This window comes from Micromonospora aurantiaca ATCC 27029, from assembly GCF_000145235.1.
In the GTDB taxonomy this organism is placed as follows: domain Bacteria; phylum Actinomycetota; class Actinomycetes; order Mycobacteriales; family Micromonosporaceae; genus Micromonospora; species Micromonospora aurantiaca.
Window position 1 is genome coordinate 4,195,474 of sequence record NC_014391.1, and the last position, 21,709, is coordinate 4,217,182.

Here is a 21,709-nt window from a genome sequence, read left to right on the forward strand (position 1 = left end):
GGAACAGAGATGATCACGACAGCGGTCGTCGAGAGCACCGCCGGCCGGACCCGTTCCGGTCTGGGCCGCGCCCTCGACATCGTCAACATCATCGCCGAACGGGCACCGGAGACCCTCGGCGTGTCGACGATCGCGCGGGAACTGGGTCTGCCGAAGGCGGTCGCGCACCGCATCCTCAAGGAGCTGGTGGCCGACAACTTCCTCACCTTCAACGAGGAGACCAAGCGGTACCGGCTCGGCACCGGCGCTCTCGCGGTGGGCCTGGCCGCGCTGCGCGCGCTGGACGTGCCGGACATCGCGCGCCGCTACCTGGTCCGGCTGGTGCGCGACACCGGCGAGACCGCCACGCTGTCGGTGCGGCAGGGCTGGTCACGCGTCTACATCGACCAGGTGCTGTCGCCGCACGAGGTCCGGATGTCGGTGTCCCTGGGCACCAGCCACGCGCTGCACTCCGGGTCGTCGTCGAAGGCGATCCTGGCGGCGCTGCCGGACGCGGAGGTCGACGACTACCTCGGCCACCACCCGCTGGACGCGGTCACCCCGGCCACCATCACCTCCACCGCCAAGCTGCGGGCCGACCTGGCCCGGATCCGGCGTCAGGGGTACGCGGTGAGCATGGGCGAGCGGCAGAACGGCGCGGGAAGTGTGGCCGCGGCGGTGCGCTACGCGACCGGGCAGGTGTTCGGCTCGATCTCGCTGTGCGGGCCGCAGAACCGGTTCACCCCGGAGGTGTGCGCCGCGCACGGGGCGCTGGTCGCCGCGGCGGCGGCGGAGATCTCCGCCGAACTGGGTTTCCGGCCGCCGGCGCAGCGTGTCGCCGGGCGGACGGGTCAGGAACAGAACTGGGGAGGTGGAACAGGTGAGTGACGGACCGCTGACGGGCCTGCGGGTGCTTGACGTCTCGACGATCCTCGCCGGGCCGCTGTGCTGTCAGATCCTCGGCGACTACGGCGCCGACGTGATCAAGATCGAGCACCCGACCATGGGTGACAGCATGCGCGGCCACGGCAAGGCCAAGGACGGCCATCCCCTGTGGTGGAAGGAGATCTCCCGCAACAAGCGGCTGGTCGGGCTGAACCTGTCCGCGCCGGAGGGCGCGGCGCTGCTGCTGCGGCTGGCCGAGCGGGCCGACGTGCTGGTGGAGAACTTCCGGCCGGGCACGCTGGAGCGCTGGGGTGTCGGCCCGGAGGAGCTGCACCGGGTCAACCCCGGTCTGGTGATCGCCCGGATCACCGGCTTCGGGCAGACCGGCCCGTACGCCTCCCGCGCCGGGTTCGGCACGCTGGCCGAGGCGATGAGCGGGTTCGCCCACCTGACCGGCACCGCCGACGGCCCGCCCACGCTGCCCGCGTTCGGGCTGGCCGACAGCATCTGCGGCATCGCCACCTCGTCGGCGGTGATGATGGCGCTGTGGCACCGGGAGCGCTCCGGCGGCCGGGGCCAGGTCGTCGACATGAGCCTGCTGGAGCCGATCATGACCGCTGTCGGTCCCGGCCCCACCGTCTACGACCAGCTCGGCGTGGTGGAGCAGCGGCAGGGCAACCGCTCGACGAACAACGCGCCGCGCAACACGTACCAGACCAAGGACGGGTCATGGGTGGCCATCTCCACCAGCGCCCAGGCCATCGCCGAGCGGGTGCTGCGGCTGGTGGGCCACCCCGAGGTGATCGACGAGCCGTGGTTCCGTACCGGCGTCGGGCGGGTGGCGCACGCGGACCTGCTCGACGAGTACGTGGGGTCGTGGATCGCCGAGCGGACCCGCGACGAGGTGGCCGCGGCGTTCGCCGAGGCCGGTGCCGCTGTCGCCCCGGTCTACAGCGCCAAGGACATCGTCGAGGACCCGCACGTCCGGGCCACCGAGATGATCACCACGGTCGACGATCCCGACCTCGGCCCGATGCGGATGCACAACGTCATGTGGCGGATGTCGGAGACGCCGGGCCGGATCCGGTTCACCGGACGCTCCCCCGGCGCCGACACCGACGCCCTGCTCGTCGAGGAACTCGGCTGCGACCCGGCCGAGATCGCCGACCTGAAAGCCCGTGGCGTCGTCGCCTGACGACGCCGACAGCCGAAACGCGAGGAACCCCGTGGGCACCACAGCCAGAACCGCCGACCGCCTGCTCGACGCCGTGCAGGCCGGTGTCACGATCTACGACCTGGGCCGGCGGCTGACCGTCGGCATGCCGCAGTCACCGAACCACCCGGCGTTCGGGCTCACCCTGCCGCGCCGCCACGGCGACATGGTGCGCGCCGACGGCGGCTCCGCCGCCAACGACCTGCTGGTGATGGGCACGCACGTCGGCACGCACGTCGACGCGCTCGCGCACGTCTCCCAGGACGGCCGGCTGCACGGCGGCGCCGACGCCGCCGACGCGCAGGTCGGCGGCCGGTTCGACGAACTGGGCGTGCACACCGTCGCGCCGATGGTCCGCCGGGGCGTGCTGCTGGACGTGCCCGCCGCGCTGGGCGTGGAGGCCTGCGAGCCCGGCTACGAGATCACCCCCGCCGACCTGGACGCCACGGTGTCCCGGCAGGGCACGCCGGTGGGCCCGGGCGACGTCGTGCTCATCCGCAGCGGGTGGGGCCGGCTGTTCGACCACGAGGACCGCGGCGTGTACGTCGGCAAGGACTCCGGCGTGCCGGGGGTCGGCGCGGACGGCGCGACGTGGCTGGCGCAGCGGCAGGTGCACGCCGCCGGCGCGGACACCATCGCCTTCGAGTGCCTGCCGCCGGGCAAGGGCCACAGCTCGCTGCCGGCCCACCGGATCCTGCTGGTCGAGCACGGCGTCTACCTGATCGAGACGATGGCGCTGGAGGAGCTGGCCCGCGACGAGGTGCACGAGTTCACATTCGTCATGGCGCCGCTGCCGCTGTACGGCGCCACCGGCTCCCCGGTGCGCCCGCTGGCGGTGATCAGCCGTGGCTGAGCCGACCCTGGGCCGCCACCTGGCCACCTTCGCCGCCGACACCGCCGCCGAGACGCTGCCCGACGAGGTCGTCGCGAGCGTCCGGGCCCGTGTCCTGGACGTGCTCGGCCTCTGCGTGGCGGCCCGGCCGCTGCCGACCAGCCAGGCGGCCCTCGCCTACGTCGAGGAGCAGGGCGGCCGCGGCCAGGCCACTGTCGTCGGCCTGGACGAGAAGGCGCCGGCCGCGCTGGCCGCGTTCGCCAACGGCGTGCTGGCGCACTCGCTCGACTACGACGACACGCACCTGCCGTCGGTGCTGCACCCGAGCGCGTCGGTGGTGCCGGCCGCGCTGGCCGCCGCCGAGGCGTCCGGGGCGTCCGGGCGGGAGACGGTCGCGGCCATCGCCGTGGGCCTGGAGGTGTGCGTCCGGCTCGGCATGGCCGGTTACGACCCGGCCACCGGCAACTCCGTCTTCTTCGAGCACGGGCAGCACGCCACCTCGATCTGCGGCACGCTCGGCGGTGCGGTGGCGGCGGCCCGGCTGCTGAAGCTGGACGCCGACGGCGCGCTCGACGCGCTCGGCGTGTCCGCCTCGATGGCCGCCGGTCTGATCGAGTCCAACCGCAACGGCGGCACCGTCAAGCGGATCCACTGCGGCTGGGCGGCGCACGCGGCGGTGAGCGCCGCGCAGCTGGCCCGGCACGGCGTGACCGGCCCGCCGACGGTGCTGGAGGGACGCTTCGGCTTCTTCCAGGCGTTCCTGCGCGGCGAGTTCGACGGCGACGAGATCGTCCGCGGGCTCGGCACCGACTGGGCGGTGCCGGGCATCTTCTTCAAGCCGTATCCGGCGAACCACTTCACCCACGCCGCCATCGACGCGGCGATCGCGCTGCGCGAGCGCGGGTTGCCGCTGGACGAGATCGAGTCGATCACGCTCGGCGTGCCGACGCCGACGGTGCGCACCATCGGCCAGCCCATCGAGCGCAAGCGGGCGCCGCAGACCGGCTACGAGGCGCAGTTCAGCGGCCCGTACGCGGTGGTCGCCGGCCTGATCGGCGGCGGCGGTCTCGGCGTGGACCTCGCCGACTTCACCGACGCCCTGGCGCACGACCCGCAGCGGCGGGCGCTGATGGCGCTGGTCGACGTGGTGGGCGACGAGCGGTGCGACGCGATCTTCCCGCACCAGTTCCCGGCCGTGCTGCGGGTGGTCACCCGCGACGGGCGGGAGTGGATGCAGGAGGTGCTCGCCAACCGGGGCGGGCCGCAGCGTCCGCTCAGCGACGCCGAACTGGCGGTCAAGTTCCGCACCAACGCCGCCGCCCTGCCGGAGGCGACCGCCGACCGCATCACCGAGGAGGTCCACCGGCTGGACCGGGCCCCCGACGTCCACGGCCTGATGGGCCTGATCAACCGCCGCTGAACCGAGCACGAGGAGCAACACCATGAGCACCTACGACCTGCTGCTGACGAACGTCCGCGTGGTCCGGCACGACCGGCCCGAACCCGAGCTGATGGACATCGGCGTCACCGACGGACGGATCAGCCGCGTCGCCCCGCAGATCGACCGGGCGGAGGCCGCCCAGGTCGTCGACGGCGGCGGCCGGCTCGCCTTCCCCGGCGTGGTGGACGCGCACCAGCACTGGGGCATCTACAACCCGCTGAGCGAGGACGCCGTCTCGGAGAGCCGCGCCTCGGTGCAGGGCGGCGTCACCACGGCGCTGAACTACATGCGCACCGGGCAGTACTACCTCAACCGGGGCGGCCGGTACGCCGACTTCTTCCCCGAGGTGCTGTCCGCGACCGAGGGCCGCTCCTACATCGACTACGGCTTCCACCTGGCGCCGATGTCGCGGGAGCACATCGGCGAGGTGCCGTCCCTGGTCGAGGAGCACGGCGTCACCTCGTTCAAGATCTTCATGTTCTACGGCAGCCACGGCCTGCACGGCCGGTCCGCCGACCAGAACTCGTTCCTGATGATCCCGGAGGGCGAGCGGTACGACTACGCCCACTTCGAGTTCGTGATGCGGGGCGTCCAGGCGGCCCGGGAGCGTTTCCCCGAGCTGGCCGACGAGATCTCGCTGTCGCTGCACTGCGAGACCGCCGAGATCATGAGCGCGTACACCAAGCAGGTCGAGCAGGACGGCACGCTGCGCGGGCTGGAGGCGTACCACGCCTCGCGGCCGCCGCACTCCGAGGGACTGGCCGTGTCGATCGCGTCGTACCTGGCGCACGAGACCGGCCTGCCGAAGATCAACCTGCTGCACCTGACCTCGGAGAAGGCTGTCGACGCGGCGCTGCGGATGGCGCGGGCGTTCCCGCACATCGACTTCCGCCGCGAGGTGACCATCGGCCACCTGGTCGCCGACATCGACACCGCGCACGGCCTGGGCGGCAAGGTCAACCCGCCGCTGCGCCCGCGCGCCGACGTCGAGGCGCTCTGGGGGTACGTCCTGGACGGCAAGATCGACTGGGTGGTCAGCGACCACGCCTGCTGCAAGGACGAGGTCAAGTTCGGTGAGCCGCGCGACGACATCTTCGTCGCCAAGTCCGGCTTCGGCGGCGCCGAGTACCTGCTGCCCGGCCTGGTCACCGAGGGCAACCGGCGCGGCCTGTCGTACCAGCGGGTGGCGGAGCTGACCTCGTGGAACCCGGCCCAGCGCTTCGGCCTGCGCAACAAGGGCGCGCTGCTGCAGGGGTACGACGCCGACATCTGCCTCGTCGACCCGGACTCGACCTGGACGGTGCACGCCGAGGACTCCGAGTCGACGCAGGAGTACACGCCGTTCGAGGGCTTCGAGCTGACCGCACGGGTCACCGACACCTTCGTCCGCGGGCAGCACGTGCTCGTCGACGGCAAGGTGACCGGCGAGCCGGCCGGCCGCTACCTCGCCCGCCCGCAGCGGTAAGGGGAACGACTGATGGCGGCGGTGGCGCGCAGTTACCTGTACGTGCCGGGCGACCGGGCGGACCTGCTGGACAAGGCGGCCGGGCGCGGCGCGGACGCGCTCGTGCTCGACCTGGAGGACGCGGTCACGCCGGCCCGCAAGGCGCAGGCCCGGGAGACGGTCGCCGGGTACCTGGGCGCCGCCGCGCCGGCCGGCCCCGAGCTGTGGGTGCGGATCAACAGCGACCAGGTCGAGGCGGACGTCGAGGTGCTCTCCCCCGCCGCGGCCGGGGTCTGGGTACCGAAGGCCGAGCCGGACCTGCTCGCCGAGGTCGACGCGGCGCTGACCCGGGTGCAGCGGCGGCTCGGCCCGGACGCCCCGGCGTTCCGGGTGGTGGCGCTGATCGAGACCGCCCGGGGCGTGCTCACCGCGCCGCAGGTGGCCGCCGCAGCGCGGGTGCTGCGGCTCGGCCTCGGCGAGGCGGACCTCGCCGGTGAGCTGGGGTTGCAGCCCGGGCCGGAGCGGGCGGAGTTCGCGCCGATCCGCTCCCAGGTCGTGGTCGCGTCGGCGGCGGCCGGCATCACCCCGCCGGTGGGACCGGTGGAGACGACGCTGCGCGACCCGGAGCGGCTGGAGCAGACCACCCGGGCGCTGCTGCGGCAGGGCTTCCGGGCGCGCAGCGCCATCCACCCCGGGCAGATCGCGACGGTCAACGAGGTGTTCACCCCCACCGAGGCCGAGGTGGCCTCGGCGCGGGCCGTGCTGGAGGCGCTGGAGCGGGCCGAACGCGGCGGCTCCGGGGTGGCCACCGACGCCGGCGGGCGGCTGCTGGACCGGGCGGTGGTACGGGCCGCCGCCGAGGTGGTACGCCGCGCCGAGGCGTCCGCCGGGTGACACGTGACGCCGGGCCGGGGACCGTCGACGGGTACGACGTGTCCCGGCCCGGCGTGGGTCAGGGCGTGCCGAGCGTGGCGCGGGCGGCCAGGATGTGCGCCCGCATCACCGAGCCGGCCCAGGCCCGGTCGCGCGCCTCGAACGCGTCGATCAGCTCCCGGTGGTGCGACATGCTGCGCGCCATCGCCGCCTCGTCGTACCGGCGGAACGTGCGGTTCACCAGCGGCGTCTGCACCACCGCCCCGAGCAGCGCGCTCAACCGGCGGTTCCGCCCGGCGCCCAGGATGATCTCGTGGAACTGCGCGTTGCAGACCGCGATCCGGTCCGCCCGGTCCCGCCGCTGACCGGCCGCGTAGCCCTCCATCTCGGCGCACAGCTCGCGCAGCCGGGCGATCTCCTCCGGCGTGATCCGGGTCGCGGCCAGCTCGGCGCCGTACCCCTCCAGCAGGGCGCGCAGCTCGAAGATCTCCTCCAGGTCCTGCTCGCGCCAGGCCGGGACGGTGGCGCCCCGGTTGGCCTCCCAGTCCACCAGGCCCTCGGCGTGCAGCCGGCGCAGCGCCTCCCGTACCGGGGTGCGGCTCACCCCCACCGCGGCGGCGAGATCCTCCTCGGAGAGCTTCTTCCCCGGCTCGTACGCCCCACCGAGGATGCGCGTCTTGATCGACTCGTACGCCGACTGCGTGGCCCGGCCCATGCGTCCCCCTCTGTTCACCGATGGTGAACCTACATCGACGCGGTGGAACCGCCGTTGACGGCGTACTCCGAGCCGGTCACCTGCCGGGACCGGTCCCCGGCCAGGAAGAGCACCACCTCGGCGACGTCCTCCGGCTCGTTCATCCGGCCCAGCGGCAGCCGGCGCAGCTCGTGCACGACGTGGTCGGCGGCGGCGGAGACGTCGATGCCGAGCCGGAGCGCGACCGACTCCAGGTAGGCGTCCATGGTCGCGGTCCGGGTCGGGCCGGGCGCGACGGTGTTCACCCGTACGCCCCGGGAGCCGTACTCCAGGGCCAGGCCCTTGGCGAGGCTGAGCAGCGCGGCCTTGCTGACCGCGTAGTCGAGCATGTGCGGCTTGGGGTGCCGCGCCGCCTCGGAGCCGATGGTGACCACGCTGCCGCCGCCCCGCTCGACCATGAGCGGCACGAGCGCGCGGCACAGGCGCACGCAGGACATCACGTTCACGTCCCAGGTGCGCTGCCAGGCGGCGTCGTCGATGTCGGTGAACGCGTCCCGGTACGGCGCGAGCGCCACGTTGTTGACGAGCACGTCCGCGCCGCCGTACCGGCTGGTCACCTCCCGCACGACGGCGGCGACGCCGGCCGGGGTGCCCAGGTCGGCGGTCACCGGGACGCCCACGCACGCGGAGACGTCCAGATCGGCGGAGACCACCTCGGCGCCCTCGTCGGCCAGCCGGCGGGCCACGGCGAGCCCGATCCCCGATCCGGCGCCGGTGACGACGGCGACCCTGCCCCTCATCCGCTTCTCCCCTCGGTACCGCCGGCGAGCACCTCGTCGGTGTGCTCGCCGAGCGTCGGTGCGAGCCGGCCGGCCGGCAACGGCGAGCCCGACATGACGATCGGCGAGGCGACGCTGCGCAGCCGCCCGGCCACCGGATGCTCGACGATCGACACCAGGCCGGACCCGGCCTCTTCCTCCTCGCGGAGGATCTCCTCGTAGCCGGCCAGCGGCGCGCACGGCACGTCGATCGCGGACAGCTCCGCCAGCCACTCGGCCGTGGTACGCCCGCGCAGCACCTCGGCCACCACCCGGTAAAGCCCGTCGGCGTTGGCGATCCGCTTGCCGACGGTGTCGTAGTCGGGGTGGCGCAGCAGGTCGGCGCGCCCGACCAGGGTGAGGAACCGCTCCCACTGCCGGCCGGTGTAGATCAGCACGCACAGGTGCCCGTCGGCGGTGGCGTACGGGCGGCGGTTCGGCGCGGCGGTACGCGGGTAGAGCGGCGGCCCGGTGGGCGGGTCGAACGTCCAGCCGTCGAGCTGTTCGAGCAGGCCGAAGGCGACCATCGTGTCGTACATCGGCACCTCGACGCGCTGCCCCTCGCCGGTGGCGTCGCGGTGCCGCAGCGCGGCGAGCACGGCGGTGGACGCGGTGAGCCCGGTGATCTTGTCGGCGAGCGGTGTGACGACGTACCCGGGCTGGTCCTGGTTGACGCTCTGGAGCCGGGCGATGCCGGAGGCGCCCTGGATCACGTCGTCGTAGGCAGGCCGGTCGGCGTGCCGGCCGGTGCCCCGGAAGCCCGGGATCGCGCAGTAGACGATCGCCGGGTGCAGCGCGCGTACGTCGTCGTAGGTGAGCGCGAGCCGGGCCGCGGCGGCCGGGCGCATGTTGTGCACCAGCACGTCCACCGTCGGCACCAGCCGGTCGAAGGCGGCCCGGTCGGCGGGCGCCTTGAGGTCCAGCAGGACGCTCTTCTTGCCCCGGTTCATGTTGAGGAACACCGCCGCCATGCCGGGGGTGCGGGCGGCGCCGAGCTGGCGGGCGATGTCACCGCCCGGCGGCTCCACCTTGATCACCTCGGCGCCCAGGTCGGCCAGCATCAGCGTGCAGTACGGACCGGAGAACGTGCTGGTCAGGTCCAGCACCCGCAGTCCGGTCAGCGGCCCGGTCACGGGAACCCACCGGCCCGGCTCAGCATGCCCGGCAGCTCGGCGCCGAACACCTCGCCCAGCCACCTGGCGTTGCCGATCGCCGCCTCCTGCGACACCCCGGTCCGGGTGCCGGAGCGTTCCAGCGCGTAGACCACGTCCTCGGTGGCCACGTTGCCGGTGGCGGCCGGCGCGAACGGGCAGCCGCCGATGCCGCCGACGCTGGCGTCGATCGCCCGCGCCCCGGCCCCGACGGCGGCCAGCACGTTCGCCAGGCCCAGGTTGCGGGTGTTGTGGAAGTGCCCGCGCAGGCTCGCCCCGGTGCGCTCGCGTACGGCCGTGAACAGGCGCTCCACCTGGGACGGCACGGCCACGCCGATGGTGTCGGCGAGCGCCACCTCGTCCGGCGCCACCGGCGCCAGGTCGTCGACGACGCGCAGCACGCGCTCCGGCGGCGTCTCCCCCTCGAACGGGCAGCCGAACGCGGCACCGACCGTGACCGACGCGCGCAGCCCCTGCTCGCGGGCGCGGGGCAGCAGCCGCCGCACCTGCGCCACCGCCTCGGCGGTGGTCGTGCCCTGGTTGCGCCGGCAGAACGTGTCGGTGGCGACGACCACGAAGTTGACCTCGGTGACACCGGCGGCGACCGCCCGGTCCAGGCCGCGGCCGTTCATCACCAGGCCGATCGAGGCCAGGCCCGGCTCGTCGCGGACCAGTGCCACCAGCGCGTCGGCGTCGGCGAGCTTCGGCACCTTCGCCGGGTTGACGAAGCTCGTCACCTCGACCCGCCGGCTGCCCGCCGCGACCGCCCGGCGTACCAGTTCGGCCTTCTGCCCGGTGGTCAGCTCCGCCGGGTGGTTCTGGAGGCCGTCCCGAGGGCCGACCTCGACGATCTCGACGTTCAAGACAGCGCCTTCAGTCCGGCCTGCGCGACCTCCATGTCCTGCGTGTAGTGGCCGCCGCTGACCCCGATGCCGCCGACCAGCACGTCGTCGACCTTCACCGGATAGCCGCCGCCGAAGGTCACCAGCCGGTCGATCGCGGGCGGGGCGCCCATCGCCAGCGGCCCGTCGTCCTTGATGAAGTCGTACCAGCCGTCGCTGCTGAGCCCGAAACCGACTGCCGTGTACGCCTTGTCCTGCGCCAGCTGGACGCTCACCAGCGGCGCGCCGTCCATCCGCTCGTACGCCTTCAGCACGCCGCTCTCGTCGCACACCGCGACGGTGACCGCGAAGCCCATCTCCTCGGCGCGGGCGACGGCGGCGGCCACCATCGCCCGCGCGGCCGGCGCGGAGATCGAGCGCTTCTTCACCACGTACGGGTTCTTCGCCATGACTGCCTCCTCAGATCGCGCCGGCGGCGCGCAGTTCGGTGATCCGGTCGTCGGCCAGGCGCAGCACCTGGCGCAGGACCTCGTCGGTGTGCTCGCCCAGCCGGGGGCCCACCGAACGCAGCCGGCCCGGGGTGCGGGACAGCCGGGGCGCGACGTTCTGCATCGGGAACGCGCCCATCTCCGGGTGGTCGAGTTCGACGATCGCCTCGCGCGCGGCGAAGTGCTCGTCGGTCAGCATCTCCCGGGCGGTGTAGACCGACCCGGCCGGTACGCCGCCCAGATGCAGCAGCCGCAGCAGCGCGGCCGGTTCGAACGTGACGGTCCACGCCGCGATCAGGTCGTCCAGTTCGGCCTGGTGCGCGCCGCGGGCGGCGTGGGTGGCGTACCGGGGGTCGTCGGCCAGGTCCGGGCGGCCCATCACCGCCGCCAGGCGGCGGAACACCGTGTCCTGGTTCGCGGCGATCAGCACTGTGGCGCCGTCGCGCGTCGGGTACGCGTTGCTCGGCGCCACGTTGGGCAGGATCGAGCCGGTCCGCTCCCTGATGTAGCCGGTGAGCGCGTACTCCGGCACCAGCGACTCCATCAGGGCCAGCACCGACTCGTAGATGGCGCTGTCCACCACCTGGCCCTGGCCGGTGCTGGTCGCCACCCGCAACGCCATCATGGCGCCGAGCGCGGCGAACGTGCCGGCCAGCGAGTCGCCGAGGCTCACGCCGATGCGGCTCGGCGGCGTGGACGGGTCGCCGGTGACGTGCCGGATCCCGCCCATCGCCTCGCCGATCGAGCCGTAGCCGGCCCGGGACGCGTACGGGCCGTCCTGCCCGAACGCGGTGACCCGCACGACGACGAGCCGCGGGTTGATCCGGTGCAGTTCCTCCGGCGCGAGTCCCCAGCGTTCCAGCGTGCCCGGGCGGAAGTTCTCCACGAACACGTCGGCGCCGGCGAGCAGGTCGCGCATGAGCTGCTGTCCCTCGGGCATCCGCAGGTTGCAGGTGACCGACTTCTTGTTGCGGGCCACCACCGGGAACCACAGCGACTTGCCGTGCGGCTTCTCCCGCCCCCACTGCCGCATCGGGTCGCCGCCGTCCGGCTGCTCGACCTTGATCACCTCGGCGCCGAAGTCGCCGAGCAGTTGCGCGCAGAACGGCCCGGCCAGCAGCACGCCGGCCTCCACCACGCGTACCCCGGTCAGCGGCCCGTCGGGAAAGCCGTCGGTCATCCGGCCGGCTCCGACAGTCCGAACATCTTCTCGATGCGGGCCTCGGCGAACCGGGAGACCGCGCCCGCCCGGGTCACCGACCGGACGCCCTCGATCTTCAGCAGCGCCGGGCGGACCAGGGAGCCCATGGTGACCGGCGCCGACGGGCAGGCGGCGCAGCGGCCGTGGAACGTCACCCGGGCGTCGCCGTCGGCGTCCACGTCGACTGTGACGCCGCCGCCGTGCGCCTCGACGAGCTGGCGTACCTTGCCGTCGAGCGCGCGGTCGGCGGCCTTCGCCCTCTTGTCAGCGCCCATCCTTACGGCCCTTCTTCGCGGACTTCTTGCCGCTCTTGCCGTACAGCTCCTTCTTCTTGGCCTTCACGTCGATGCCGAGCACCCGGGCGAAGTTCAGGCCGAAGATCTTCTCCTTGATCTCGTCGGTCAGCTCCGGGTAGCCGTAGCCGTCCTGGAGGTCCTCCGGCATGCGCATCTCGGCGAACAGGTCGATGTACGCCTGCACCTTCGGCCAGACGAACGCCTCGGAGCCCCAGAGCAGCCGGTCCGGGCCGACGTGCAGCAGGCACTTGCCGATGGCGTGCAGCGCGGCGCGCGGCGCGACCGGGTACTGGTTGATCCAGGCGGTCAGCGCGAGGTGGATGTTCTCGTACCGGGCCGCGATGTTGATCGTCTCGTTGATGAACGGCTCGCCGAGGTGGTGCACGATGAACGTCATCTCGGGGAAGTCCTGCGCCGCGCGCTCCAGGTCGTACGGGGCCAGGTCGGCGATGTGCTGTGTGTTGAACGCCAGGCCCTTGTGGAACTGCACGTTCGTCACGCCGTGTTCGAGGGCGGTCTCCCACAGCGGGTACGCGACCTGCCGGTCGTCGATCTTCCAGGACAGGCCGCCGGAGTGCGCCTGGTAGAACTTGAAGCTGGTGGCGCCCCACTCCTCGATCTGGCGGATCATCTCGGTCACCGCGCCGTAGCGGCCGTGCGTGATCGGGTCGACGCCGCCGCAGAACAGCACCCGATCCGGGTACGCCTCCTTGAGCTTGTAGTTGTTCTCCGCCGGCGAGAACCCCAGCTTCCAGCCGCCGTGGCTGGGCACCGTCTGGGCCATCGCCATGTCGGTGTCGGACTCCTCGAACATCAGCCGGTACGCGTCCTCGACCGACAGTTCGCGGCCGGAGATGTCGTCGTACGGGTAGCCCGGCGCGGAGTACTTGCGGGCGTACTCCACGAGCGCGTTCGTCGACTTCTTCCCGCCGTGGTTGAAGTCGATGTTCTCGTCGGTGAGCTTGTACATGTGGATGGCGTTGTCGAGGACGAAGAAGCCGTTCTTCATGGGGTGGGACGTCCCTTCGGGGTGGTGTCGTTCTCCAGGCGTTCGACGTGCCGGACCGCGAGCTGGCGGCGGCGGCGCACCGACCACGCGGCGACCGATACGCCGGTGATCACGGCGAGGCCGTTGAAGACGCGCTCGATCCAGGTCGCGGCGCCGAGGTGTTGCAGACCGGCGATGGTGAAGGTGATGAAGTACGCGGCGATCACGGTGCCGAGGATGTTGACCCGGCCTGGTCGCAGCGCGGCGGCGCCGAGGAAGGCCGCGGCGAAGGCCGGCAGCAGGAACTGTTCGCCGACCGTCGGCTGGGCCGAGCCGATCCGCGAGGCCAGCAGCACGCCGGCCAGCGAGGCGAGCACCGCCGCGCCGACGAACGCCCGGACGGTGTAGCTGCGGACGTCGATGCCGGCCCGGGCGGCGCCGCGCAGGTTGCCGTCCATCGCGTAGAGCCGCTGCCCGAAGGGCGTCCAGACGACGATGAACTCCAGCGCCAGCACCAGCACCACGAGGTAGATCAGCGGCAGCGGGACGCCGCCCAGGTCGCCGCGGGCGATCTCGGTGAACGCCGGCGGCACGTTCTGGTACAGCACCCGGCCGCCGGTGACCATGTAGAGCAGACCCATCAGCAGGCTGCCCACGGCGAGCGTGGCGATGATCGAACTCATGCCGAACTTCAGCACCAGCAGGCTGTTGAGCAGGCCGACCGCGACGCCGACGGCGAGCACCGCGAGCAGGGCCAGCCAGATCGGCACGCCCTGCACCGCGATCAGCCAGATGCTCACGCCCTGCGCCAGGCCCAGCATCGGGCCGACCGACGCGTCCAGATAGTGCGCCAGCAACGGCAGCGTGGCGGCCATCGCCACGATCACCGTCACTGTCTGGTTGACCAGGATCAGCCGGAAGTTGGTGGTGGTGAAGTACGTGTCCGGGGTGAGCGCGGAGAAGACCGCGATCACCAGGACGAGCATGCCGAGCAGCCCGAACCGGCTCACCCCCTCGACCGCCCGCTCCCCGGCCCCGGCGCGGGACCGGTCGGCGCTCTGCTTGACGACGGTGCGGCCGCCGCCCGGGGGCGTCTTCGTCGTGGCGGCGGTCATCGGACCGCCTCCCCCGCCGTGGCGAGCGTGCCCGCGACGATCAGCTGCACGCACCGTTCGACGTCGAGCCCCTCGGTGGGGCCGTGGTAGACGTTGCGGCCGCCCTTCATCACCAGCAGCCGGTCGGCCATCGACAGGATCTCCGGGATCCGGTGGCTGATCACGATGACCGCGTAGCCGCGGTCGCGCAGCCGGCGGATCAGCGCGTTGACGCCGTCGGACTCGGTGGTGCCGAGCGCCGCGGTCGGCTCGTCCATCACCATCACGCGCGGCTCGTTCTCGGTGACCAGCGCGCGGGCGATGGCGACCATCTGCCGCTGCCCGCCGGAGAGCCCCTCGACCAGCACGTTCATGTCGTGCAGGTCGATGCCCAGCTCCTCCAGCACCGTCCGGGTACGCTCGCGCATCGCCCGCTTGCGCAGCACGGGCAGGCCGCGTACACCGCCGGTCCACTCGCGGCCGAGGAAGACGTTCTCGACGATGCTCAGGTTGTCGGAGAGCCCGAGATCCTGGTAGATCATCTCGATCCCGGCGGACCGGGCCGCGCCGATGGTGTGCGGCGTCAGGTCCCGGCCGGCCACCCGCAGGCGGCCGGTGTCCGGCGCCAGCGCGCCGCTGACCATGCTCATCAGCGTGGACTTGCCGGCGCCGTTGTCCCCGACGACGCCCAGGATCTCGCCCGGGCGTACGTCGAAGGAGACGTCGGTGACGGCGCGTACCCGGCCGTAGGACTTGCTGACGCCCACCGCCTCCAGCACCGGGGCGGCACTCATCGGGCCTCGCTCCACATCTTCTCGTAGCGCTCGGCGTAGTTCACGTAGCTGTTCCAGTCGACCGCGCCGTCCTTGGGGGCGTTCGACTTGTCGAAGACTGTGGCCGGGATGCCCTGCTCGGCGTCGGGCAGCGCGGGCTGACCGGCGGCCAGCCGGCCCACCTGGTCGATGGCGGCGTAGGCGTTCCAGCCGCGGATGGCGCCGAAGTCGGCGAGCTGGTCACCGGCTGCGACGCTGCCCAGCCGCTCCGGCTCGGCGTTCTTCGACAGCACCTTGATGTCGTTGCGGCCGGCGGCCCGGATGGCGGCGATGACGGACTCCACGCCGTTGCCGTACGGGGTGAGGATGTACTGCAGCTTGTCGCCGTGCTTCTGGATCAGCGAGGTGGTGATGTTCTGCATCTCGATCGGGTCGACCGCCTGCGCCAGCGTGCGCTCGCGGACCTCCAGCAACTCGCAGCCGGTGCAGCCGGCGAGCACGCGCTTGCTGGCGTTGAGCGCCTCGACCAGGTGCGGGTAGCCGACGTCCCAGAGGAAGACGACCTTGGCCTTGCCGTTGGAGTCGGCGACGGCCTTGGCGGTGGCCAGCACCGCCTGGAACGTCTCCCGGCTGGACACGTGCGCGTCGTAGCCGACCGCGCCGCCCTCGGCGACGGCGGAGACGCCCACGACCGGGATCTTCGCCTTCTGCAGCTCGGCGATGCCGTCGGCGACCTGGTTCTCCGGGATGGCGACGGTGATGACGGCGGTGGGCTTGTTGGCGGCGGCGGTGGCCAGCGCCTTCTGGTAGCCCTCCGGGGTGCCCTGCCCGTCCAGGATCTCGGCGCTCCAGCCGAGCTTCTCGGCGATGGCGGTGGCCCGCTTGCCGACCTCCTCACAGGAGGTGCCGATCTTGCAGACGATGATGTTGAGCTTGCCGTTCGCCGGCGGCTTCACCGACGTCGTCGGACCGGACCACTCCTCGTAGACCTTGATCTTGTCGAGGGTGATGTCGGCTTCCTTGCCCTCGAAGTAGAGCATCCCGCCGGTGCCGGCGGCGATCAGCTTGCGGGCCGTCTCGGTGTACTCGTCGTTCACCGCGGCGGGCGTGTCGGAGGCGGTGCTCTCCGCACCCGATCCGCAGGCGGCGGTGGTGAGCAGAAGGGCGGCCGCCCCGAATGCGGCGGCGGCGGCGCGGAGCCGGCGGGCTCCGAAAGTGTGTGTCACGGTGCTACTCCCTCGGTGGGTGGCAGTCGTCGAAAAGAAGCGAATCGATGAGTCGGCGCAGGGAGGGGCGAAAACAAACCCGGCGCGTGACGGGCGCTTCGGGTTGCATGCAATCGCAGTCCAACACGATCAACATCGACAGTCAATAGTTCGCAATGCCGAAACATAAGCCCTGTTAGAGAGCGTTTCTCCAGCCCGCGAGGGAGGCGCGTTCGCCCCGACCGGGCGGAGAAATTGTATTTTTCCGACGTGAGGCTCGCGGGGTACGCGTCAGCGGACGGACGCCGCGGAACGCCCGATGCGCAGGACCGCCCGGCCGTGCTCGGTCAGCATCCGCGCGCACCTTCTCCCCGCCCAGGCCGTGCAGGCGCAACGCGTTGCCGCCCATCAGCTTGGCGAACACGTCCGGGGTGAACTCCGGGAAGCCCCACCCGTCCACCAGATCCCGGGGCATCTCGAAATCCGTCAAGGCGTCGATGATCGGCTGCGGGTGCGCGGACGGCACGCCGGTGGCGAACATGATGCGATCCGTGCCGCCGTGCATCATGAGCATGCCGACGATCTCGGCGAACCGGCGCGGCTTGCGCACGATCATGTTCGACACCGACTCGATCGTCGCCCAGATGTTCGGGTGGGGTGTGGCCGATGCGGTACAGCGCGTTCACCATGCCGTCGTACGCGGCCTGGGAGCAGTGCGGCGCCCGGTTCCCGGGCCGGAAGTCGTACCCGTGGACGACACCGTCCACCACGACCATCCCATTGATCATGTCAACTCCGTTCTCCTGTCGACGGGAGCGCGACGAGGTGGTGGACGGGCGCGGCCGCTCGTCGGGGCGTTGCGCGGTATGTGATCGCGGCCACCAGCAGCCCGAGAATGTACACAACATAGGTGCGCAGCCCGGAGCGGTCAAGACTGTCTCGTGGTCAGTGAGATCGGCCGGCGCATGCCGCCAGCAGCGTCTTCACCTGGTTGTTTTCCCGACTTTCTCGACACGCCGGGTCGAATGAGACCCGGCGGCGAGCACCGTAGCCACCGCCTCGCGGAGAATCCTTGACAGTGATTGCATACATTGCTTGACTCTCTCGCCATGACAGAGCAGGCAGTGACAGTCCCTCGTCCGGGGGACGTCGAGCGCCGCCGGCCTCGGCGGCTCGACCCCGTTCTGGTACGAGGGCTACACCTGACCATGTCCGTGTCTGCCCCGCAGGCGGCCGTCCGGCGGAGCACGGTTCTCCCCGTGCTCCGCGGCCACGGCGCCACCCTCGCCCTGGCCGCGCTCTGGGTCGCGCTGGTGCTGGCCACGCCGTGAAGTCGCCGGCCTTCCTGTCCCACCAGACCGTCATCGCGGTGGCCTTCAACATGGCGTTCATCGGCGTCCTGGTCGTCGGCGTCAGCCTGGTGATGCTCAGCGGTGCCGAGTTCGACCTGTCCGTCGGCGTGACCGCTGTGGCCGCCGCGCTGATCGCCGCCCAGCTGCTGACCGACGGCGCGCCGTTCGCCGTGGTGCTGGTGGCGGTGCTGGTGTTCGGCACGCTCATCGGCATCGTGAACGCGGCGCTGATCGTGCGCGGCCTGCGGCCGGACCGGATCCAGGCCGGCGCGCTGGTGTCCTGCGGGCTGGTCGCCGGCCTCGCCGGGCTGGTCCTCGCGTCCCAGGGCGACATCGTCCGGTCCACGCTGACCCCGGGTACCGAGTTCCGGGTGATCTCGATCCTGCTGCTCGGCGGGATGGCGCTCACCGGCCGCCGGGGCAGTGGCGCTGTTCGTGCTGACCAGCACCGCCGCGGCGGTCGCCGGGTGCGTCCAGGTGATGCGCACCGGCGCCTCGGCCGTCACCCTCGGCGAGGGCACCGAACTGTACGTCTACGGCGCGCTGCTGATCGCCGGGTTCCGGCTCGCCGGCGGCGGGCACGGGAGCCCGATGACCGCGTTCCTCAGCCTGCTCTCGCTGAGCATCGTGCTGAACATCTTCCGGCTGCGCGGCATGCCGCTGCCGCTGGGCGACATCCTGCTCGGCGTCACGCTGCTCGGCGCGGTGTCGCTCGGCTGGATCCGCCAGCGCACCCAGCGGCACTCCCCCGAGCCGGAACCCGAACCGGAGGCCCGCCCGCACGCCGTGCCGGCCTGACCTCCGCCCGCACCAACGAGACGACCGACGAGAGAACAGGGACGACATGAACGACTATGCCCGCGGCCCGTTGTCCGGCTTGCGCGTGATCGAAGCCGGGGTCCTGCTGGCCGGGCCGTTCTGCGGCCAGATCCTCGGCGACCTGGGCGCCGACGTGATCAAAGTGGAGGAGCCGGGGCGGGGCGACCCGATGCGCGAATGGGGACGCGAGCGGCCGTACGGCAAGTCGCTGTGGTTCCCGGTGCTCGGCCGCAACAAGCGCTCGGTCACCCTCAACCTGCGCGTTCCGGAGGGGCAGGAGGTGCTGCGCCGGCTCGCCGCCGAGGCCGACGTCCTGGTGGAGAACTTCCGGCCCGGCACGCTGGAGCGCTGGGGCGTCGGCCCGGACGTGCTGTGGGACATCAACCCGCGGCTGGTGATCGTGCGGGTGTCCGCGTACGGGCAGTCCGGGCCGTACGCCGAACGCGCCGGGTACGGCTCGATCGGCGAGGCGATGGGCGGCATCCGCTACACCACAGGCGATCCCGATTCGCTGCCCAGCCGGGTCGGCATCAGCATCGGCGACTCGCTGGCCGGCACGTTCGCCGCTGTGGGCGCGATGGGCGCGCTGCGGGTGGCCGAGGCGACCGGCCGGGGCCAGATCGTCGACAGCGCCATCTACGAGTCGGTGCTCGCGCTGATGGAGTCGCTGGTGCCGGAGTATGCGATCGGCGGCTACATCAGGGAACGCACCGGCTCGATCCTGCCGAACATCGCGCCGAGCAACGTCTACGTCGCCTCCGACGGCGGCATGGTGGTTATCGCGGCGAACCAGGACACCGTGTTCCGCCGGCTGGCCGAGGCGATGGCGCAGCCGGAACTGGCCGCCGACCCGCGGTTCGCCGGGCACACCGACCGCGGCCGGCACCAGCACGAGCTGGACGAGCTGATCGCCAAGTGGTGCGCCGGGTACGCCGGGGACGAGCTGCTGGAGCTGCTGCACCGCCACGGTGTGCCGGCCGGGCGGATCTACACCGCCAAGGAGATGCTCACCGACCCGCACTTCGCCGCCCGGGAGGCGATCGTCCGGCTGGAGCATCCGGACCTCGGCGAGTTCCCGATGCAGAACGTCGTGCCGAAGCTGACCGCGACGCCCGGCGGCATCCGCCGCGTCGGGCCCGAGCTGGGCGAGCACACCGACGAGGTGCTCCGCGACGTCGCCGGACTCGACGGCGACGAGATCTCCCGCCTGCGCGCCGCGGGCGTCGTCTGAGCCCACCCCACCCACCACCACGGAAGGAACCCCTCATGGACAACTTCACCAAGACGTCGGTCACGATCGGCGCCGCGCAGCGGATCCTCGCCGCCGCGATCGCCAAGGCCGAGCAGATCGCGCTGCCGTGCGTCATCGCCGTCGTCGACGAGAGCGGCGTGTTGAAGGCGTTCGCCCGGATGGACGGCGCGGCGCTGCTGTCGGTGCAGGTCGCGCAGGACAAGGCGTACACGGCGGCGGGCTTCGGCATGCCCACCGACGGCTGGTACGACTTCATCAAGGACGACGCGCCGCTGGCCACCGGCGCGACCACGGGCATCGACCGGCTGGTGGTGTTCGGCGGCGGCTACCCGATCACCGCCGACGGCGCGGTGATCGGCGGCATCGGGGTCAGCGGCGGGCACTACACGCAGGACATGGAGGTCGCGCGCGCCGGGCTGGACGCCGTCGCGTGACCCGGCCGCCGGCACGGGGCCCGGGCTCCCCGGCCATCGGTCCCGTGCCGGCGCCCGCCCGGCCCGCCCCGGCTGGTCCCGCCGGGGCGGAACGGCCGGGGCGCGCCGGCGCGACCGGCTCACGCGACGCCGGCCAGCCAGGACTCGTAGTCGAGCGCGGCGGTCAGCTCCGGCCGGTCCCGGCCGCGCAGCGCGCGTGCCAGCGCCGACGCCGGGCCCGCGCCGATCGTGGCGACCCGTGCGGCGAGCGCGGCCCCGGCGTCCGGGTCGGCCGACACCGACCCGATCAGGCCGTGCCGCAACGCCTCGTCGGCGTCGAGCGTGGCGCCGGTCCAGGCCAGGTGTGCCAGCACGCCGGTGCCGGCGACACCGGCGAGCAGCCGTCCGGCGCCGCCGGCCAGGAACGCCGCCGGCGAGCCGGTGCCGAACGTCGCGGTGGGCGCGGCGACGCGCAGGTCCGCGGCGAGGGCCAAGCCGAGCCCGAGGCCGCGTACCGCGCCGTCGACGTGGACGATCACCGGGCCGGGTGCGGCGTGCACCCGCAGCACGAGTTCGTGCAACTGCCCGCTGACCACCGGCTGGGTGAGGTCGTCGGGCTCGTGCCGCCAGGCGTCGCCCTCGACGCGGATCAGCAGCGGCTCCCCCGGCGTACGGGCGTGGCGCTTGAGCGCGTCGAGCAGGGCGGCCCGGGCGGCCGGGCCGAGCCGTTCGCCCGCGCCCGGGTCGGCGGCCTCGTGTACCTGCGTCACGTGTCTCTCCTATCGGCCGGTGAAGCGGGCCGGACGCTTCTCCAGGAACGCGTCGATGCCCTCGATGTGGTCGTCGGTGGACAGCAGCGTCAGCAGCAGCGAACGCTCGTGGGCGAGGCCGGCGGTCAGGCCGACCTCCTCGGCGGTACGCAGCGCCTGCTTGCCGAGGCGGACCGCGACCGGGCTGCGGGCGGCGATCGAGGCGGCCAGCGCGATCCCGGCCTCGACCACCCGTTCGGCGGGCACCACCTGGCTGACCAGGCCCATCCGCTGCGCGGTCCAGGCGTCCACCAGCCGGCCGCCCAGCACCAGCTCGGCGGCCCGGAACCGGCCGGCGACGCGGGCCCAGCGCTGGGTGCCGCCGGCGCCGGGGATGATGCCGAGGTTGATCTCCGGCTGGCCGAACACGGCGGAGTCGGCCGCGACCACCGCGTCGCACGTCATGGCCAGTTCGCACCCGCCGCCCAGGACGTATCCGGCGACGGCTGCGACGGCCGGCTTGCCGAAGCGGGCGAACCGGTTCCAGCACTCCAGCCGCTCGGAGAGCAGGTAGTCGGCGGGCGACGTGCGGCGCAGTTCGCGGATGTCCGCGCCGGAGGCGAACAGCCGCGGGCCGCCGGTCAGCACCAGCACCCGTACCGCCGGGTCGGCCTCGGCCCGGTCCATCGCCGCGGCGAGCGCGCGCAGGACGTCGGCGCTGAGCGCGTTGCGTGTCTGCGGCCGGTCGATGGTGGCGACCGCCACCGCGTCGTGTACCGCGTAACCGACGGGTTCCACGGATCACCTCCCTGTCGTCCGCACCAGGCGAACATACTCTTCGGTATGTCGTCAAGATCTTCGCGGACGGCTTGGCAAGCGTACGACACAAGGGAAAACAGCATCCGGG

General features: G+C 72.5%; 24 protein-coding genes. 10 read left to right on the forward strand and 14 right to left on the reverse strand.

Going from position 1 to position 21,709, the window contains the following annotated elements:
- The first annotated feature begins 9 nt into the window (after positions 1 to 9).
- From MICAU_RS18645 to MICAU_RS18670, 6 genes are read left to right on the forward strand one after another with little or no spacing between them, the layout of a single operon-like run.
- Positions 10 to 867 (forward strand): IclR family transcriptional regulator, encoded by an 858-nt coding sequence (locus tag MICAU_RS18645; RefSeq protein ID WP_013286898.1) that lies wholly within the window; start codon positions 10 to 12, stop codon positions 865 to 867.
- On the forward strand, positions 860 to 2,059 hold the full coding sequence (locus MICAU_RS18650; RefSeq protein ID WP_013286899.1) for a CaiB/BaiF CoA transferase family protein: 1,200 nt from the start codon (positions 860 to 862) through the stop codon (positions 2,057 to 2,059). Before MICAU_RS18645 ends, MICAU_RS18650 begins: the two co-directional genes overlap by 8 nt.
- Positions 2,060 to 2,090: 31 nt before the next feature.
- Positions 2,091 to 2,930 (forward strand): cyclase family protein, encoded by an 840-nt coding sequence (locus MICAU_RS18655; protein ID WP_013286900.1) that lies wholly within the window; start codon positions 2,091 to 2,093, stop codon positions 2,928 to 2,930.
- Positions 2,923 to 4,329: an MmgE/PrpD family protein gene (locus tag MICAU_RS18660; RefSeq protein ID WP_013286901.1), complete on the forward strand. Its 1,407-nt coding sequence runs from the start codon at positions 2,923 to 2,925 to the stop codon at positions 4,327 to 4,329. Before MICAU_RS18655 ends, MICAU_RS18660 begins: the two co-directional genes overlap by 8 nt.
- 22 nt (positions 4,330 to 4,351) lie before the next feature.
- On the forward strand, positions 4,352 to 5,815 hold the full coding sequence (locus tag MICAU_RS18665; RefSeq protein ID WP_013286902.1) for a dihydroorotase: 1,464 nt from the start codon (positions 4,352 to 4,354) through the stop codon (positions 5,813 to 5,815).
- 12 nt (positions 5,816 to 5,827) lie between these two features.
- The gene (locus MICAU_RS18670) at positions 5,828 to 6,688 is read left to right on the forward strand and encodes an HpcH/HpaI aldolase/citrate lyase family protein (protein ID WP_013286903.1); all 861 of its coding nucleotides are present in this window, start codon (positions 5,828 to 5,830) and stop codon (positions 6,686 to 6,688) included.
- 58 nt (positions 6,689 to 6,746) lie between these two features.
- On the opposite strand, the gene MICAU_RS18675 is transcribed toward MICAU_RS18670, so the two are convergent.
- The 12 genes from MICAU_RS18675 to MICAU_RS18730 all read right to left on the reverse strand — a co-directional run bounded on the left by MICAU_RS18675 (position 6,747) and on the right by MICAU_RS18730 (position 16,842).
- Positions 6,747 to 7,382 (reverse strand): GntR family transcriptional regulator, encoded by a 636-nt coding sequence (locus MICAU_RS18675; protein ID WP_013286904.1) that lies wholly within the window; start codon positions 7,380 to 7,382, stop codon positions 6,747 to 6,749.
- Between the two features lie 29 nt (positions 7,383 to 7,411).
- Positions 7,412 to 8,161 (reverse strand): SDR family NAD(P)-dependent oxidoreductase, encoded by a 750-nt coding sequence (locus tag MICAU_RS18680; RefSeq protein WP_013286905.1) that lies wholly within the window; start codon positions 8,159 to 8,161, stop codon positions 7,412 to 7,414.
- Positions 8,158 to 9,312: a CaiB/BaiF CoA transferase family protein gene (locus MICAU_RS18685; protein WP_013286906.1), complete on the reverse strand. Its 1,155-nt coding sequence runs from the start codon at positions 9,310 to 9,312 to the stop codon at positions 8,158 to 8,160. Before MICAU_RS18685 ends, MICAU_RS18680 begins: the two co-directional genes overlap by 4 nt.
- A complete protein-coding gene (locus MICAU_RS18690) occupies positions 9,309 to 10,193 on the reverse strand; it encodes a hydroxymethylglutaryl-CoA lyase (protein WP_013286907.1) in 885 nt (294 codons plus the stop codon). Before MICAU_RS18690 ends, MICAU_RS18685 begins: the two co-directional genes overlap by 4 nt.
- Positions 10,190 to 10,621, reverse strand: coding sequence for a GlcG/HbpS family heme-binding protein (locus MICAU_RS18695; RefSeq protein ID WP_013286908.1), 432 nt, complete (start codon positions 10,619 to 10,621; stop codon positions 10,190 to 10,192). Before MICAU_RS18695 ends, MICAU_RS18690 begins: the two co-directional genes overlap by 4 nt.
- 10 nt (positions 10,622 to 10,631) lie before the next feature.
- Entirely contained in the window at positions 10,632 to 11,840 is a 1,209-nt protein-coding gene (locus MICAU_RS18700) for a CaiB/BaiF CoA transferase family protein (protein ID WP_013286909.1), read from the reverse strand.
- Positions 11,837 to 12,136 carry a NifU family protein gene (locus tag MICAU_RS18705; RefSeq protein WP_013286910.1) on the reverse strand — a complete coding sequence of 100 codons (300 nt, stop codon included), beginning with the start codon at positions 12,134 to 12,136 and terminating at the stop codon, positions 11,837 to 11,839. Before MICAU_RS18705 ends, MICAU_RS18700 begins: the two co-directional genes overlap by 4 nt.
- Positions 12,126 to 13,166: an amidohydrolase family protein gene (locus MICAU_RS18710; RefSeq protein WP_013286911.1), complete on the reverse strand. Its 1,041-nt coding sequence runs from the start codon at positions 13,164 to 13,166 to the stop codon at positions 12,126 to 12,128. The genes MICAU_RS18705 and MICAU_RS18710 overlap by 11 nt, the downstream gene beginning before the upstream one ends.
- Positions 13,163 to 14,260, reverse strand: coding sequence for an ABC transporter permease (locus MICAU_RS18715; RefSeq protein WP_013286912.1), 1,098 nt, complete (start codon positions 14,258 to 14,260; stop codon positions 13,163 to 13,165). Before MICAU_RS18715 ends, MICAU_RS18710 begins: the two co-directional genes overlap by 4 nt.
- On the reverse strand, positions 14,257 to 15,033 hold the full coding sequence (locus MICAU_RS18720; RefSeq protein WP_013286913.1) for an ATP-binding cassette domain-containing protein: 777 nt from the start codon (positions 15,031 to 15,033) through the stop codon (positions 14,257 to 14,259). The genes MICAU_RS18715 and MICAU_RS18720 overlap by 4 nt, the downstream gene beginning before the upstream one ends.
- Entirely contained in the window at positions 15,030 to 16,238 is a 1,209-nt protein-coding gene (locus MICAU_RS18725) for a substrate-binding domain-containing protein (RefSeq protein ID WP_013286914.1), read from the reverse strand. The genes MICAU_RS18720 and MICAU_RS18725 overlap by 4 nt, the downstream gene beginning before the upstream one ends.
- A gap of 175 nt (positions 16,239 to 16,413) precedes the next feature.
- Positions 16,414 to 16,842, reverse strand: a complete 429-nt coding sequence (locus MICAU_RS18730; protein ID WP_041799045.1) for an amidohydrolase family protein — start codon at positions 16,840 to 16,842, stop codon at positions 16,414 to 16,416.
- 583 nt (positions 16,843 to 17,425) lie between these two features.
- Here MICAU_RS18730 and MICAU_RS33490 point away from each other — a divergent pair.
- The 4 genes from MICAU_RS33490 to MICAU_RS18745 all read left to right on the forward strand — a co-directional run bounded on the left by MICAU_RS33490 (position 17,426) and on the right by MICAU_RS18745 (position 20,074).
- A complete protein-coding gene (locus MICAU_RS33490; protein ID WP_013286915.1) occupies positions 17,426 to 17,548 on the forward strand; it encodes a hypothetical protein in 123 nt (40 codons plus the stop codon).
- Positions 17,549 to 18,004: 456 nt separating this feature from the next.
- On the forward strand, positions 18,005 to 18,367 hold the full coding sequence (locus MICAU_RS18735; protein ID WP_143025307.1) for a hypothetical protein: 363 nt from the start codon (positions 18,005 to 18,007) through the stop codon (positions 18,365 to 18,367).
- A 46-nt stretch (positions 18,368 to 18,413) separates the two neighbouring features.
- A complete protein-coding gene (locus MICAU_RS18740) occupies positions 18,414 to 19,619 on the forward strand; it encodes a CaiB/BaiF CoA transferase family protein (protein ID WP_013286916.1) in 1,206 nt (401 codons plus the stop codon).
- Between the two features lie 35 nt (positions 19,620 to 19,654).
- On the forward strand, positions 19,655 to 20,074 hold the full coding sequence (locus tag MICAU_RS18745) for a GlcG/HbpS family heme-binding protein (RefSeq protein ID WP_013286917.1): 420 nt from the start codon (positions 19,655 to 19,657) through the stop codon (positions 20,072 to 20,074).
- Between the two features lie 119 nt (positions 20,075 to 20,193).
- Here the strand turns inward: MICAU_RS18745 and MICAU_RS31530 are convergent, their stop codons facing one another.
- Positions 20,194 to 20,823 carry an enoyl-CoA hydratase-related protein gene (locus MICAU_RS31530; protein ID WP_013286918.1) on the reverse strand — a complete coding sequence of 210 codons (630 nt, stop codon included), beginning with the start codon at positions 20,821 to 20,823 and terminating at the stop codon, positions 20,194 to 20,196.
- A gap of 9 nt (positions 20,824 to 20,832) precedes the next feature.
- Positions 20,833 to 21,600 carry an enoyl-CoA hydratase-related protein gene (locus MICAU_RS18755; protein WP_013286919.1) on the reverse strand — a complete coding sequence of 256 codons (768 nt, stop codon included), beginning with the start codon at positions 21,598 to 21,600 and terminating at the stop codon, positions 20,833 to 20,835.
- Positions 21,601 to 21,709 lie beyond the last annotated feature (109 nt).

What these genes read in the sequence shown, in the direction of transcription:
- MICAU_RS18665 (WP_013286902.1), top strand. Translation starts at nt 4,352, where the DNA reads ATGAGCACCTACGACCTGCTGCTGACGAACGTCCGCGTGGTCCGGCAC.
- MICAU_RS18680 (WP_013286905.1), bottom strand. Translation starts at nt 8,161, where the DNA reads ATGAGGGGCAGGGTCGCCGTCGTCACCGGCGCCGGATCGGGGATCGGG.
- MICAU_RS18670 (WP_013286903.1), top strand. Translation starts at nt 5,828, where the DNA reads ATGGCGGCGGTGGCGCGCAGTTACCTGTACGTGCCGGGCGACCGGGCG.
- MICAU_RS18645 (WP_013286898.1), top strand. Translation starts at nt 10, where the DNA reads ATGATCACGACAGCGGTCGTCGAGAGCACCGCCGGCCGGACCCGTTCC.
- MICAU_RS18720 (WP_013286913.1), bottom strand. Translation starts at nt 15,033, where the DNA reads ATGAGTGCCGCCCCGGTGCTGGAGGCGGTGGGCGTCAGCAAGTCCTAC.
- MICAU_RS18710 (WP_013286911.1), bottom strand. Translation starts at nt 13,166, where the DNA reads ATGAAGAACGGCTTCTTCGTCCTCGACAACGCCATCCACATGTACAAG.
- MICAU_RS18695 (WP_013286908.1), bottom strand. Translation starts at nt 10,621, where the DNA reads ATGGCGAAGAACCCGTACGTGGTGAAGAAGCGCTCGATCTCCGCGCCG.
- MICAU_RS18705 (WP_013286910.1), bottom strand. Translation starts at nt 12,136, where the DNA reads ATGGGCGCTGACAAGAGGGCGAAGGCCGCCGACCGCGCGCTCGACGGC.
- MICAU_RS18745 (WP_013286917.1), top strand. Translation starts at nt 19,655, where the DNA reads ATGGACAACTTCACCAAGACGTCGGTCACGATCGGCGCCGCGCAGCGG.
- MICAU_RS33490 (WP_013286915.1), top strand. Translation starts at nt 17,426, where the DNA reads ATGTCCGTGTCTGCCCCGCAGGCGGCCGTCCGGCGGAGCACGGTTCTC.
- MICAU_RS18715 (WP_013286912.1), bottom strand. Translation starts at nt 14,260, where the DNA reads ATGACCGCCGCCACGACGAAGACGCCCCCGGGCGGCGGCCGCACCGTC.
- MICAU_RS18700 (WP_013286909.1), bottom strand. Translation starts at nt 11,840, where the DNA reads ATGACCGACGGCTTTCCCGACGGGCCGCTGACCGGGGTACGCGTGGTG.
- MICAU_RS18740 (WP_013286916.1), top strand. Translation starts at nt 18,414, where the DNA reads ATGAACGACTATGCCCGCGGCCCGTTGTCCGGCTTGCGCGTGATCGAA.
- MICAU_RS18675 (WP_013286904.1), bottom strand. Translation starts at nt 7,382, where the DNA reads ATGGGCCGGGCCACGCAGTCGGCGTACGAGTCGATCAAGACGCGCATC.